17 protein-coding genes, 1 tRNA gene and 1 pseudogene are annotated in these 12,661 nt (G+C 68.0%); 15 read left to right on the top strand and 4 right to left on the bottom strand.

Going from position 1 to position 12,661, the window contains the following annotated elements:
- Nucleotides 1-320 precede the first annotated feature (320 nt).
- Both AB0Q90_RS27965 and AB0Q90_RS27970 read right to left on the bottom strand, forming a co-directional pair.
- On the bottom strand, nt 321-980 hold the full coding sequence (locus AB0Q90_RS27965) for a hypothetical protein (protein WP_363161163.1): 660 nt from the start codon (nt 978-980) through the stop codon (nt 321-323).
- 116 nt (nt 981-1,096) lie between these two features.
- Complete coding sequence (locus AB0Q90_RS27970) at nt 1,097-2,185, bottom strand: DUF1152 domain-containing protein (RefSeq protein WP_363161162.1); 1,089 nt, start codon at nt 2,183-2,185, stop codon at nt 1,097-1,099.
- 102 nt (nt 2,186-2,287) lie between these two features.
- On the opposite strand from AB0Q90_RS27970, the pseudogene AB0Q90_RS27975 reads away from it, so the two are divergent.
- The 14 genes and pseudogenes from AB0Q90_RS27975 to AB0Q90_RS28040 all read left to right on the top strand — a co-directional run bounded on the left by AB0Q90_RS27975 (nt 2,288) and on the right by AB0Q90_RS28040 (nt 11,006).
- A pseudogene (locus AB0Q90_RS27975) lies at nt 2,288-2,987 on the top strand (GntR family transcriptional regulator).
- 282 nt (nt 2,988-3,269) lie between these two features.
- Nucleotides 3,270-3,707 carry an ATP-binding protein gene (locus tag AB0Q90_RS27980; protein ID WP_363161161.1) on the top strand — a complete coding sequence of 146 codons (438 nt, stop codon included), beginning with the start codon at nt 3,270-3,272 and terminating at the stop codon, nt 3,705-3,707.
- Between the two features lie 86 nt (nt 3,708-3,793).
- On the top strand, nt 3,794-4,522 hold the full coding sequence (locus tag AB0Q90_RS27985) for a GntR family transcriptional regulator (protein ID WP_363161160.1): 729 nt from the start codon (nt 3,794-3,796) through the stop codon (nt 4,520-4,522).
- A gap of 125 nt (nt 4,523-4,647) precedes the next feature.
- Nucleotides 4,648-4,998, top strand: a complete 351-nt coding sequence (locus tag AB0Q90_RS27990) for a hypothetical protein (protein WP_363161158.1) — start codon at nt 4,648-4,650, stop codon at nt 4,996-4,998.
- A gap of 5 nt (nt 4,999-5,003) precedes the next feature.
- Nucleotides 5,004-6,377 (top strand): FtsK/SpoIIIE domain-containing protein, encoded by a 1,374-nt coding sequence (locus AB0Q90_RS27995; protein ID WP_363161157.1) that lies wholly within the window; start codon nt 5,004-5,006, stop codon nt 6,375-6,377.
- Between the two features lie 82 nt (nt 6,378-6,459).
- Nucleotides 6,460-6,723, top strand: coding sequence for a hypothetical protein (locus tag AB0Q90_RS28000; RefSeq protein ID WP_363161156.1), 264 nt, complete (start codon nt 6,460-6,462; stop codon nt 6,721-6,723).
- Nucleotides 6,720-7,331, top strand: coding sequence for a DUF2637 domain-containing protein (locus AB0Q90_RS28005; RefSeq protein WP_363161155.1), 612 nt, complete (start codon nt 6,720-6,722; stop codon nt 7,329-7,331). The genes AB0Q90_RS28000 and AB0Q90_RS28005 overlap by 4 nt, the downstream gene beginning before the upstream one ends.
- A gap of 20 nt (nt 7,332-7,351) precedes the next feature.
- Complete coding sequence (locus AB0Q90_RS28010; RefSeq protein WP_363161154.1) at nt 7,352-7,543, top strand: hypothetical protein; 192 nt, start codon at nt 7,352-7,354, stop codon at nt 7,541-7,543.
- Nucleotides 7,543-7,734, top strand: a complete 192-nt coding sequence (locus tag AB0Q90_RS28015) for a mobile element transfer protein (RefSeq protein ID WP_363161153.1) — start codon at nt 7,543-7,545, stop codon at nt 7,732-7,734. The genes AB0Q90_RS28010 and AB0Q90_RS28015 overlap by 1 nt, the downstream gene beginning before the upstream one ends.
- Nucleotides 7,735-7,746: 12 nt before the next feature.
- On the top strand, nt 7,747-7,941 hold the full coding sequence (locus AB0Q90_RS28020; RefSeq protein ID WP_363161152.1) for a hypothetical protein: 195 nt from the start codon (nt 7,747-7,749) through the stop codon (nt 7,939-7,941).
- Nucleotides 7,942-7,955: 14 nt separating this feature from the next.
- Nucleotides 7,956-8,201, top strand: a complete 246-nt coding sequence (locus AB0Q90_RS28025; RefSeq protein WP_363161151.1) for a SpdD protein — start codon at nt 7,956-7,958, stop codon at nt 8,199-8,201.
- A 131-nt stretch (nt 8,202-8,332) separates the two neighbouring features.
- A complete protein-coding gene (locus AB0Q90_RS28030; protein ID WP_363161150.1) occupies nt 8,333-9,634 on the top strand; it encodes a replication initiator in 1,302 nt (433 codons plus the stop codon).
- Nucleotides 9,631-9,849: a helix-turn-helix domain-containing protein gene (locus AB0Q90_RS28035; protein WP_363161149.1), complete on the top strand. Its 219-nt coding sequence runs from the start codon at nt 9,631-9,633 to the stop codon at nt 9,847-9,849. The genes AB0Q90_RS28030 and AB0Q90_RS28035 overlap by 4 nt, the downstream gene beginning before the upstream one ends.
- Nucleotides 9,849-11,006, top strand: a complete 1,158-nt coding sequence (locus AB0Q90_RS28040) for a tyrosine-type recombinase/integrase (RefSeq protein ID WP_363161148.1) — start codon at nt 9,849-9,851, stop codon at nt 11,004-11,006. The genes AB0Q90_RS28035 and AB0Q90_RS28040 overlap by 1 nt, the downstream gene beginning before the upstream one ends.
- A gap of 48 nt (nt 11,007-11,054) precedes the next feature.
- Here AB0Q90_RS28040 and AB0Q90_RS28045 read toward each other — a convergent pair whose 3' ends face one another.
- Both AB0Q90_RS28045 and AB0Q90_RS28050 read right to left on the bottom strand, forming a co-directional pair.
- Nucleotides 11,055-11,366: a hypothetical protein gene (locus tag AB0Q90_RS28045; protein ID WP_363161147.1), complete on the bottom strand. Its 312-nt coding sequence runs from the start codon at nt 11,364-11,366 to the stop codon at nt 11,055-11,057.
- 110 nt (nt 11,367-11,476) lie between these two features.
- Nucleotides 11,477-11,550 (bottom strand) — tRNA-Gly (locus AB0Q90_RS28050).
- A 526-nt stretch (nt 11,551-12,076) separates the two neighbouring features.
- On the opposite strand from AB0Q90_RS28050, the gene dcd reads away from it, so the two are divergent.
- On the top strand, nt 12,077-12,652 hold the full coding sequence (dcd, locus tag AB0Q90_RS28055; RefSeq protein ID WP_363161146.1) for a dCTP deaminase: 576 nt from the start codon (nt 12,077-12,079) through the stop codon (nt 12,650-12,652).
- The last annotated feature ends 9 nt before the right edge of the window (nt 12,653-12,661 follow it).

A 12,661-nucleotide genomic window follows, 5' to 3' on the forward strand; every position in this document is an offset into this window, starting at 1 on the left:
CCGTTCTCTCGCGCGGGACGAAGGCAGGAGCGCGAGCCGCCCCCGCCACCCCCGCACGATGAGGAACGAACGAGCGAGCCGGCATGCGGGGTCGACTCTGTCTCGGGAGGTCAGGCCTCAGGAGCGGCTACGGATCACCGCATACCGGCTCGCTCAAGACGTTCGCCAGCAGGATCAGAACCAACGTCTTATGACGCCATTAGGAGCGCAGGCCCGGCCGGGGGCCGGGCCGCGCGCGGTGAGCGGAGCGAGCCGCCTTGAACCCGTGAAGAAGGTTGTAACTCACGACCGGCTGTGTCTGCGATCACGGGATGGCTGTGTCAGAACGGTGGTTCGTCGGCCCATCCGGCCTTCGGCCCTGCGTTCCAGGGTGAGCTGTGCGCTGGTGGGTCGGTGTCGCAGAACAGGAAGGGGTTCTGCTGGCCTTCGATCCCGGACGGGTCTTCGCCCCAGGTTTCAAGGGCGCTTATGGCTTGCTCTCGGTGCTGCCATAGCTCGCTGGTTCCGAGTGCCTGCCGTATTTGAGGGATCACAGTCGATCGATGGTGGATCAACTGAGGGTCGTCCAGCAACGGGATGCAGGCTCCTATCGCCGATTCGCGTACGTGGCGGTCGGTGCTGTCGGCGTAGGTGAACACGGCGGGGAACAGCAGCGGCCGTATCTCACGTACGGCTATGGCCGGCCCGTAGTCGTCGAGAGGAAACCCGTGCTGTCGGCTTACGGCTTCAGCCTCGTCGGTGACCTCACGGGAGACAGAGGCGATCCAGGCCAGTAGCTCTGCACGCATGTTGCCGGGGAAGTCTTGGCGGCGCTTGTCGACCGGTCGTTCAGTCCTTGGGTCGGACAGGATCGCGGCGACGTATAGCGCCGCGGGGGCTGTCACCGCGTAGAGCGTGTTCTGGTGGTGCAGGATCTCGTGGATGTCGCTCAGCGCCCTGGTCCTCACTGCCTGGCGCTCGTCCAAGAGCCCGCTGAGCATTCGAGGAGCGTCTACGGCCGGGCCGTAGGCATGGTCCAACCGGACCCAGTCGGTTCGGATGAGCGTTTCCTGGGCCGCGGGTAGATCGGTAAGGGCTGAATGCTTGGGGTTGCCCCTCACACGATCCGCCACAAGGGCGCTTCGTACTGCCTCGGGCGCACGCTGATCAGTAGTCGGCGGAGATCGTCTCGCTGAGAACCGTTGAGGTTCAACACCTCGGTGAGGTGCCGGAACGTCGTGTGGGTGATGCCGCGGCTGCGGGCCTCTGCCTCGAACTGGTCGAGCCGAGGAAGCAGCGACTCGGGGTCGAGATTCGTCGGCCTTTGCTCCTTGAGCCACAGCGCCTTGTTGCGTTCGTAGTCGATCTCCGAGTAGCCGCAGATTTCGCGGCTGTGCGCTTCGACCTCGTCGAGGCTCTCCGTCGCCATGATGGCGCGGGCCAGCTGGTTACGACTCAACGCGTCGTCCATGTCGGCCTCGTGGACTGTCGGCCCTTCGACCGTGAGCGGTACGGGAAGCCCGGCGTCCCGTACTTCGCAGGTGCCGCGTACTCCTCGTGCCGTTGCCGCGAGCATCCCGGTCGCCTCCGACGGGTGCCACTCCAGGACCGAGCTGATCGGCTCCGTGTCCTTCGCCGTGAAGGTGTGGGCGAGGGGGCCGAGCATGACGCGCAGGTCTTCAGACGGGAGTTCGCCGTCCAGGCCGGGGCCGGCCACCAGGAGACGGATGGGCGCGTTCACCTGGCAGCACGTGGCCAGGGTGAGGGCGTCGGCAAGTGGGCTCTTGAGCGTCGGCTCATCGCCTCGCGCCAATATGTCGCCGCCGACGTCCAGCAGGTCGATCGACGCTGGCTCCAAGTGGCTGATCAGCTCTTCAAGTTGGCGAGTGACACCCTCGACGCCCTGGTGCGGGTCGATCAGCGCGAACGTGTGCGGGAGCTCTGCCGCGAGCCGGGGGAGGGTGGAGCCTGCCGGAGCGACCGGGTGGGCTTTCGCCGGCACCGCCGACACGGATGGGGTGAGCTGTTCGAGGCCGGTGAAGTCACGAGCGCCTCGCGGCCCCGGTACGGGGTCGATCAGCAAGCGGTCCCACGCGTACGTGAGGATCACTGCCCGGTCGCTCTCGCCGCCGTACAGGGCGGCGTCAAGCATTGCGGCGGCGACTGCGTCGCCCCCTCCTCCTGCTGCGACGATCAACCGCGTCATGGGGCCCAAGCGTACGGGGTGCGGGCTTGACCATTCACCCTATAGTGGCTAGAGGCCTTAGCCACTTTGCCCTAGCGGGCGGCACCAGGACGAGGAGGGCGCATGCCCCAGATCGAGGAGGCGCAGCCGAAGTATCTCCAGATCGCGCACTTCATTCGCGATCAGATCCTTCGGGGCGACTTGCGGGCGGGGGACGAGGTTCCCTCGGAACGGCAACTGGCGTCGGACTGGAAGGTTTCCAGGCCAACGGCGGCGCGAGCGCTGGAAGCGCTGAGCCATCAGGGGCTTGTCGAGAAGCGGCAGGGATCCGGCACGTACGTGCGCAGCCTCGAAGTCAACCGGCGCGCACGCGAGTTGTACGGCCGCGCCCGTCAGACGGGGAAGATCTACACGACCGGCGAGTACGCCGTCATCACCTCGGCCGGCTGGCTGGATGCGCCGGATCATGTGGCTGAGGCGCTGGGCCTGGCGAAAGACCGTCGGGCCGTGCATCGTCGGCGAGTAACCAACAACCAAGACGGGCCGATCACTTTGTCCACGTCGTGGTTCGCGCCGGATTCAGGAAGGCACCCTGATGTACGTCGAGAACATGACGGGACGGCAGGGGAGTTACGCCGAGGACCGGATGTGTGCCCGGACGGCGACCGACGAAGAAGCGGCCGATCTCCGGCTTGAGCCTGGATCCGCTGTCCTGGTCGTGCATCACGTCGTCTACGACCTCCAGGACCGGCCGTTGGAGTTCGCCGAAGCCACTTACCCGCCGCTTCGCTGGGCGTTCGAGCAGGGCTACCCGCTCACCTGACGGCTCGGCGCACGAGTTCCGGCGAACTGCTTGCGCGCTGCAAGTGGCCAATGCCACTATCCAGTAAGTGGCTAATGCCACTTGATCGGAAGGGGGCACGGCGTGACGAGTCAGCGGCCGGATCGGGACACGTCCTTACCCTGCCGGGGTTGCCGAGGGCGCGGCTGGAAGCGCGTCGGTTCGCGTACGACCCTGGCGCTCGCCGCTACCGCCGACCGTGCCCGTGCCACATCGAAGCGGCGCTGCCTCGACTGTGAGGGCAGCGGCAAGGAGTGAGCGCGGATGGCCTACACGATCGACCGCTACCCCTCTGAGGAGTCCCCGCGACTCGGCGCGATGACCTTGCATCCGGTCGCCGAGTCCGTACCCCGGGCCCGACGCTGGTTCCGGAAGTTCATCGCCCCGTATGGCCCGACCTGTGCCCTCGGCGACTGCGAATTGATGATCTCGGAGTTAGTCACCAACGCCATCCTCTACGGAAGATCCGAGGGTGACTGGGTCGTACGGGTGGAGTGGTTCCGAGAGAAGAACTCCCTCCGGGTCGACGTGCACAACCCGGGATTCCCTGCCGCCGTCCGGCTGCGGCACCCGGATGCCGACGACGCCCACGGGCGCGGACTCCTCCTGCTCGACTCCATCGCCGACTCGTGGCACTCCGGCCCCAGCCCCTTCGGTGGCACGGTGGTCTCGTTCGTGGTGGACGATGCTTGGTCGGCGTGAAGGAGCGTCCGGGTTCTCTTCTATGTGCACTGCCGCTAGTCTGGTTGACCAGTTGACTTGGCCAATCTCGACAGGCGGCGGCGCGCATGGCGTATGAAGTGGAGGCACCTAAGTACGTCCGCCTCGCTCAGACCATTCAGGGTCGCATCGAGGACGGAACGTACGCGCCCGGCAGCCGCGTCCCCAGTGAGAACCAACTGGTGCAAGCCTTCGGAATGTCTCGCCCGACCGTCGTCCGAGCGCTGGAGCTCCTGAAGCGTGACGGCTGGCTGGAATCCCGGCAGGGGTACGGCACGATCGTGCGCGGCCGTCCCGCCGTCGTCGAGCAGAAGGACCGCCGGGGCACCGAAGCGCTGGCACGGGATGAGTCTCAGGCTCCAGGGCGGCTGATCGCCGTCGAGAGCACCCCTGTTCCGGTGCGCGTCGCCTCGGTGCTTGGTCTGCCGAAGCGAGCCCAGGTCCTCATGCGCCGGTTCCTCGTCGAGGAGGACGGCGAACCCGTCGAACTGATCTCGTCGTACTTCCCCGCCGGCCTGGTCGAGGGCACCGAGTTGGCGAAGTCCGATCCTCTGGGTGGCAGCACCCGCGCCCACCTGGAAGCGCGGAAGAAGGTCCGCTTCGACCACGTGACAGAGCGCGTCTCGGCTCGACTCCCCGAGCCCGGCGAAGCCGAACTGCTCGACCTTCCGGCCGGCGTTCCGGTGCTCAGCGTTCTCGTGATCGCCTATGACGCATCCGGGCAAGCGCTGCAAGTCTCTGACGTGCTCCTTCCTGCCGATCGGCAGGAGTTGGAAGACACCTACCGCCTGAACTGAGCCTGATCCAGGGCCAGTTAACCCCGGAACCACACTTGACAAGTCAACCTGGCATCCCTAACTTCGAACTTGCTAAGTCAACTTGTCAGGTGGCTGGTTGATCGAATCTTGAAGGAGACATCCCTGTGCGCATGATCCGAATCGACGCCTCGACCGCCACGATCCTGCTCACTGAAGCGCCGGCGCCGAAGGTGCGCGACCGGCAGACCGGTGAGATCGCCAAGGACGCCGTGAGTGGTGAGGCGCTGATGACCGTCGGCGTCGTCTACATCGACGAGGGCGAGTCGTCGCTGATCCAGGTCACGATCCCCGAGAGCGGTGTGACGGACGGATTGACCGTCGGTGCTCCGGTCTCGCTGCCGGGGCTCGTCGCCCGTCCGTGGGAGAGCGTGTTCAACGGTCAGCAGCGGCACGGCATCGCCTACCGGGCTACGGCCATTGCTCCGGGCGCCTTCCCGCTGGCTCAGGCGGGCTGATCGACGTGACCGACCTGGTGACGGTGGCCGAGCTGGGCGGGGCGCTTGCTGCGTTAGGTGGCGCGGCCTATGCCCGGCACGCCCACCCGGCGGCGTATTGGTCCACGGTCGGGCTGCCGGTCTCGGTGGTCCGGCTCATGGCCTCGTACTCCTCGACCATGGACGCGTGCGGCCTGACGGTCGAGCCGTCCCGCTGGCGGGCGCTGGCCGTCAAAGCGACCACTCGCCGTGAGGTACGGCCAGTCCCTCCCCGCCGGGGCATGATCCGCCCCACCTCGACCGGCCTTCGGATCCGGCTTCGGCTGGCTCCGGGCCAGGAACCGGCGGACGTAGCGGCATCTGCCGAGCGTCTCCGGCATGCCTGGGGCGTCCACGCCGTGTACGTCCGGGACGTCAAGCCCGGCGTCGTCGAACTCCGGCTCGTCGGCTTCGACGTCCTGCGGAAGGTGCGGATGCCACGCCGGACCGACAGCGGACACCTCCGAGTGCCCGTGGCTCTGCGGGAGGACGCAACCGCGGTCGTACGCGACTACCGCGCCGTTCCGCATGAACTCGTCCTCGGCGCCACCCTGTCCGGCAAGTCCATGTACCAGCGGAACCTGCTCACGGGCCTTGCGACTCAGCCCGTGGTCCTGGTCGGCATCGACTGCAAGCGGGGAGTCGAGCTGGCGCCGTTCGCCCCTCGCCTGTCCGCGCTGGCGACCGACCCGGACCAGGCGGCCGAACTGCTGCCCGTCCTCGTGAAAGAGATGGAGGACCGATACGACCTGATCAAGGCTCGTCAGGGCATCGTCCCCGGTACCCCCGATGAGCTGATCACCTCGGACGTCTGGGGGCTCCCCGAGAGCGAACGCCCGGCTCCCATCGTCCTGTTCATCGACGAAGTGGCCGAACTCTTCCTCGTCGCCACCAGGAAGGAGGAGGAACGGCGGGACGAGATGGTCACTCAGCTCATCCGCCTCGCTCAACTCGGTCGTGCGGCCGGGATCTACCTGGAGGTCTGCGGGCAGCGCTTCGGCGCCGAACTGGGCAAGGGAGCGACCATGCTCCGCGCGCAGCTGACCGGCCGCGTCTGCCACCGCGTCAACGACGAAGCCTCCGCGAAGATGGCACTCGGCGACATCGCACCCGAGGCGGCCTACGTCGCCTGCGCCATCGCCGCCGACCTGCCCGGATTGGCCGTCGCCGGCGACACCTCCGGCGGCTGGTCCCGCATCCGCACCCCCTATCTCTCCCTCGCCGATGCAGCGGCCACCTGCCGCGAAATGGCCCACCTCGCCCCGGACGTACCGGCGTTCACGCCCTTCCGGCCCTACGTCCCGCCCGTCCCTGCGCGGGACTCCGGACCGCTGACGACTCCTCGCCCGGTCACCGAATAACCCCACTGCCCCCAACGGCTGGCGCGGCCGTCCCCCGCCAAGTCCCTACCTCCGCCTTGCCGGAAACAGGAGAGGAATCCCCGTGACTGCCTCGATGTCCTTCTACGCGGACACCCACACCACCGTTCGCCTCAGCAAGTACGGCACGCGCCACGCCCCGATCCTCGCCCTGGACGGCGAGGACCACACCCTGACCGTCTCCGCCTTCGACCACGTCCCGATCGCCGACCACCTGTCCTTCGCCCGAGAGCTGGCCGCCGCCTGCACCGACTACGTCAACGCGCTGGAGACCTACGCCGCCGCCTTGTCCGACGGCGACCAGGAGCCGGACGGGGAGCGCGGATGAGGCTGCCCGTCCAAATCGACGCCGTACTCGTCCAAGCCCTGATCGCCGCCGCGTTGTCGTTCGCCCACCTGCATGACCTGGCCTCGGCTGCCGGTCAGCAGGGATGGAAGGCGTGGGCCTACCCGGTCTCCGTCGACCTGCTGTTGGTCGCGGCCTGGCGGCGACTGCGCTCCGGCGGGTCGAAAGCGGCTGGGTGGTGTTGGTTCCTGGTCGCGCTGACCGCGTCACTGGGCGCCAACGTCGCCACCGCCGGACTGCTCGACCTGAACGCCGTCCCGGCCTGGCTCCGCATCCTCGTCGCCGGATGGCCCGCCGTCGCCTTCCTCGGCGGAACGCTCCTCGCCCATGGACCGACGACGCCCCATGAGGTCCCGGCAGTCAAGAAGGAAGCGGCTGCGCCGCCGCCCGCCCCTGAACTGCCCACCCGAGAGCCGGAATCGACTCCGCCCTCAACAGCCTCCGTCCCGCCGGCACTCGTCGCCCTCGCTCGCAAGGTCGCCGACGAACACCGCGCACGGACCGGCTCCGCCATCGACACCTCGACGCTCCGCGTCCGGCTCGGCGTCCCGATGCCGCTCGCCGAAGCCATCGTCACCCAACTCATCTGAACCCGGAGGACTTTCCTCGTATGCGCCCCACCACGCTCCGCGCGCTGAAACGCGCAGCCGAGCTGACCCGCCAGAACCGCCTCACCGAAGCCGTACTGATCGCCGAACCGGTCATCCTCGCCGCCGACCGCTACGAGGGCGACGAGATCTTGCGCTGGCTCGCCGACCACGTCACCGACTTCACGGGCGAGACGAAGAAGGAGATCGCCTGATGCCCGCCAACCGCCGTTTCCGCAACGTCATCCGTATCGGCCCCGTCCAGGTCGGCACGTACTACGACGGCCGGGGCCGCGAGAAGCACACCGCCGCCTGCACCGCCCCGCGCTGCGGCTTCTCCACCGACTACGACAGCCGCCCCGCCGCCGAGCTGGCCGCCCGCACCCACCGCTGCCCCGTCCGCTGAGGAGAGAACGCCGTGACCGTCTCGCTCCCGCTCGTCTTCGTCCTGGGCGTCATCGCCTGGGCCGCGATCAAGTTCCTCGGAGTCCGCCTCTGGGTCGCCGTCGTGATCGCTCTGTTCGGCTTCTGGCTCTCGCACACCTTCCTCGCCCCCGCCATCGAGTCCGGCACCCGCTCCGGGGTCGACGTCGTCAACGGCACCAACAAGTGAGAAGGAGTCCCGTGATGTTCCGCCCCAAGCTGCCTGACACCCCGTACGTCCCGAGCATCACCACGCACGTTCCGACGGACCACGTCCCGGCTCCTGCTGCCGCTCGTCCGGTCGCCCCCTACGTGGGGGCCGTCGCAGCCGTGGTCGTCGTCGGTGTCGTGCTCACCGCGCTCCTGGCGGCCGTCGCCATATCGGCCGTGTCCGTGGCCATCGCCGCCGTGGTCCTGCGCTCCCTCTTCAACAGCGCGAACAAGCGCTGACCGGCCGCCGGGGCGGCAACAAGCCGCCAAGCATCCCGCCGCCCCGGGGCCGTCCCTCCCAACCGCCGAAACAGCCGAAAGGAACTCCCATCATCACCCGGCAGACTCCGCCCCCACTGGCGGAACTCTCCATGCTGGCCTCCCTCGGCACCCTGCCCGAGCTGGGCCGCCAACTCTCCGGCCTAGGCGGCTGCACTCACCCCGTCCGCCTCGACGGCCACCGCACGGAGTACGCCGTCAACACGGCAACCGGCGAAATCGGCAACGTCCTGCGCCACCTGGACTCCGCCACGCTTCCCGCCGGCCAGCTCCTCACCCGCTGCAACAACCGCCGTGCCACGCGCTGCCCGGCCTGCGCCGAGGTCTACCGCCGCGACACCTACCACCTGATCACCGCCGGGCTCCGTGGCGGCAAGGGCACACCTGAGTTGGTCTCAGCCCACCCACGCGTCTTCGCCACGTTCACCGCACCGAGCTTCGGTCCGGTCCACAACCGCCCCTCCAGCGGGCGGCCCTGCCGCTGCGGCATCCGGCACGACGACCCAGACCCGGTCCTCGGTACGCCCCTCGATCCGGACACGTACGACTATGAAGCGGCCGTGCTCTGGAACGCCCACGCCGGGGCCTTGTGGCGACGGTTCTCCATCTACCTCCGCCGTGAGGTCGCCAAGCGCGCCGGCCTCACCCAACGGGCCTTCCGTGACCACGCCCGCATCTCCTTCGCCAAGGTCGCCGAGTATCAGAAGCGCGGCGCGGTCCACTTCCACGCGGTCATCCGCCTCGACGGCCCCGAGGGCGGCGAGACCTCGCCCCCGGTCTGGGCCACGGCCGAGCTGCTGAGCGACGCGATCCACGCCGCTGCCACCGCCACCCGCGTCCACGGCCCGACCGTCGACGGCCGTCCGCACTCCTTCGTCTTCGGTCGTCAGCTTGATGTCCGTCCGATCCGGTCCGCCGACTTCGACGACGGCCAGGACCTGACCGACCGGGCCGTAGCGGCGTACATCGCCAAGTACGCCACCAAGGGCGCGGAGACGGCAACGGGCACCCTCGACCGGCCGATCCGCTTCCTCGCCGAGCTGGCCGGAGCCCGGATCACCGACCACGCCCGCCGCATGATCCGAACCGCTTGGACTCTCGGCGCGCGTCCCGAGCTGGCAGACCTCCGCCTACGCGCATGGGCCCACATGCTCGGCTTCCGCGGCCACTTCTCCACCAAGTCCCGCCGCTACTCCACCACCCTCGGCGCCCTCCGCAACGCCCGCGCCGAATGGCGCCGCGCGCAAGCCGCCCCGCCAGCACCCCAGGACGGCGAAACCACGCTCGTCCTCGCTCACTGGGTCTTCGCCGGAACGGGCCTCAGCGCGGGCGAGACCTGGCTTGCCGCATCCCTCGAACCCGCCCCCGGAACGGAAGGAGAGCCGACCACATGAACGACCGCTACCTGTCCGTCGACCAGGTCGCCGAGCTGCTGGGCACGACTGTCCGCTTCCCCCGGCGGCTCGTCGAGGAGCGGCGCATTCGTTACGTCAAGGTCGGTCGACACGTCCGCATCCCTGAGAGCGCACTTCGCGAGTACCTCGCCTCTCGCACCGTGGAACCGCTGAGGCGGCGGCCTCGATCTCGCTTCGGGAGGGCTGCTGCCTGATGGCCAACAGCAAGGGCAGGCGCCGTCGTTTCGGCGCGATCAGACGGCTTCCCTCCGGCCGCTATCAGGCGCGCTATCCAGGCCCTGACGGCGTGATGCGTCCGGCTCCCATCACCTTCGAGACGACGGCGGATGCCGACGACTGGTTAGCCGAGAAACAGACGGAGATCCGCCGGGGAGACTGGCGCGACCCCGAGGCAGGCGCGGTGAGCTTCCGGGCCTACGCCGATAAGTGGGTCGACGAACGGGAGCTCGCACCGCTCACCCGCGACCTGTACCGCTACCTCCTCGACAAGCACCTGTTCGCCTTCGCCGAGTCGGACTTGGACGAGATCACAGCTCCGCGTGTCCGGGAGTGGCGAGCAGATCGGCTGCGGACCACGAACGCCAAGACGATGACGGCAAAGGCGTACCGGCTCCTCAAGGCCATCATGGAAACGGCCGTGGACGACGAGCTGATCAGCCGCAACCCGTGCAGGATCAAGGGCGCAGGGAAGGAGAAGGCGGCCGAGCGGCGCATCGCCACCGTCGCCCAGGTCGACGCCCTCGCCGAAGCGGTAGGGATGCGGTGGCGGCTCATGGTCTACCTCGGCGCGTACGGCCCGATGCGGCCTGAGGAGCTGGCCGGCCTCCGCCGCCGTGACGTCGACCTCGACAACCTAAGAGTCCGCGTCCGCCTCGCCGAGCCAGAGCGCATGAACGGACGGCGCGTCCAGGGCGACACCAAGTCGGAGGCGGGCACTCGGACTGTGATCCTTCCCGCGTTTCTCCACCGGGAGCTCCGCTGGCATCTGGAGAGCTACGCCGAGCCGGGCCCCGATGGGCTGATCTTCGTGGGGGAGAAGGGCGCTCCGTTCCGGCGCAGCACCTTCGGGCGGAAGTGGCGGCGGGCGAGGGAGGTCGTGGGGATGCCCGAGGGCTTCCGCTTCTACGATCTCCGGCACACGGGGCACACGCTGTCCACGCGCTCCGGGGCCACGCTCAAAGACACCATGGTCCGGGCCGGGCAGTCCTCGGAGAAGGCGGCGCTGATCTACCAACACTCCGACGACAAGCGACAGCAGGAGGTCGCTGCGGGACTCGACGCGACTGTCCGCAAGGCACGTCAGGCTGCAGGGGAAGCCGCTGCCGTGCCAGATTCGCCAGAGGAGCGCTGACTCGCCAAGGGGGCAAGGTTTTGGACGTCTGGGGCAGCAAGGCGGTAGTCAGATGCTGGCGAATGCGGACAGCAGAGTGTCGGTGCGGAGCTGGAGCTCGGGCGTCTCGGCCCCGGTGACACTGACGGACATCACCTCACTGCCGACAGAGCGGGCGAGGCCGACTTCCAGGGTGGCGCTCGTGCCGGCGAGCGGATACGAGTACCAGCCGTCGGACTTCTCGTCGTCGGTGTTCCAGACACCGGTTTCGATGGTGTCCCAGTCGGTGTCATCGAATGCATAGCCGGCGTAGCGGGACAGCAGCTCCAGGAAGGCGCGCAGGTTGCGATCCATGATCCATCCGGCGATCTGCTTGCTCATGTCCTCCCCCAACGATCCAGACGATCAGTGTTCTGGCACGGATCTGGCACGCGGCCAGTGGTCGCGGCGGACAGCAAAACGGCCCAGGTCTCTGACCTGGGCCTTAATCATGGAGCGGGTGACGAGAATCGAACTCGCGCTCTCAGCTTGGGAAGCTGATGTTCTACCATTAAACTACACCCGCATAAGACGCCGAATGAGTCGGTGTCCGAATGCTCGCTCACTGTACCTCATGGCAGACCCCCGGTGCTCAGGCCGTGGGGTCTGACTGGTTTTCAGGGGTGGGATGCGGCTGCGGGGGGCCGGAGTTGGGGCGTACCGTGGGGGCGTTGGAGAGGGTCCGGGTGGGATCGGAGTGCCGCCTGGAGGGCCGTCCCTTCCATCCCGTAATGTGCCTTTTGTCGTCAGGCAAGCAGCAGCCAGACGCGGCTCTTGGGGAAGGGACTCTTGGACTTGATGGAGCGCACCGTCGTCCGTTGTGCCGATGGGCACGTGTTCAGCACCGCTTCGTTCCCGATGCAGCAGGCCGATCGGCTCGGCCCCGGCCGGCTCGTGAGGTGTCCGCGGTGTGCCCGGCTCCGCAGTGCGGTGCCGGTCGCCATGGAGAAGCGGTAGCGGGACAGCGGTAGCAGGACAGCAGCAGAGCGGTAGTGAAGGCGCGCGGGCCGTCCGATTGTGGTCGGTCCGCGCGCCTTGCGTATCCTCGGGGCGTGCTTCTCTCAGACAAGGACATCCGGGCCGAGATCGACGCCGGGCGGGTGCGGATCGATCCCTACGACGAATCCATGGTGCAGCCGTCCAGCATCGACGTGCGGCTTGATCGGTATTTTCGGGTGTTCGAGAATCACCGGTACCCGCACATCGACCCGTCGATCGAGCAGGCCGATCTGACGCGGCTCGTGGAGCCGGAGGGCGACGAGCCCTTCATCCTCCACCCCGGGGAGTTCGTCCTCGCGTCGACGTACGAGGTCATCTCCCTGCCCGACGATCTTGCCTCGCGGCTCGAAGGCAAGAGCTCGCTCGGGCGGCTCGGGCTTGTCACCCACTCCACAGCCGGGTTCATCGACCCCGGTTTCTCCGGGCACGTGACGCTGGAGCTCAGCAATCTCGCGACCCTGCCCATCAAGCTGTGGCCGGGCATGAAGATCGGGCAGCTGTGCATGTTCCGGCTCAGCTCGCCCGCCGAGTTCCCCTACGGCAGCGATCGGTACGGGTCCCGGTACCAGGGGCAGCGTGGACCTACCGCCTCCCGTTCTTTCCTCAACTTCCATCGGACCCAGGTGTGAGTGACGCAG

The organism is Streptomyces sp. NPDC079141, assembly GCF_040686775.1.
Classification (GTDB): domain Bacteria; phylum Actinomycetota; class Actinomycetes; order Streptomycetales; family Streptomycetaceae; genus Streptomyces.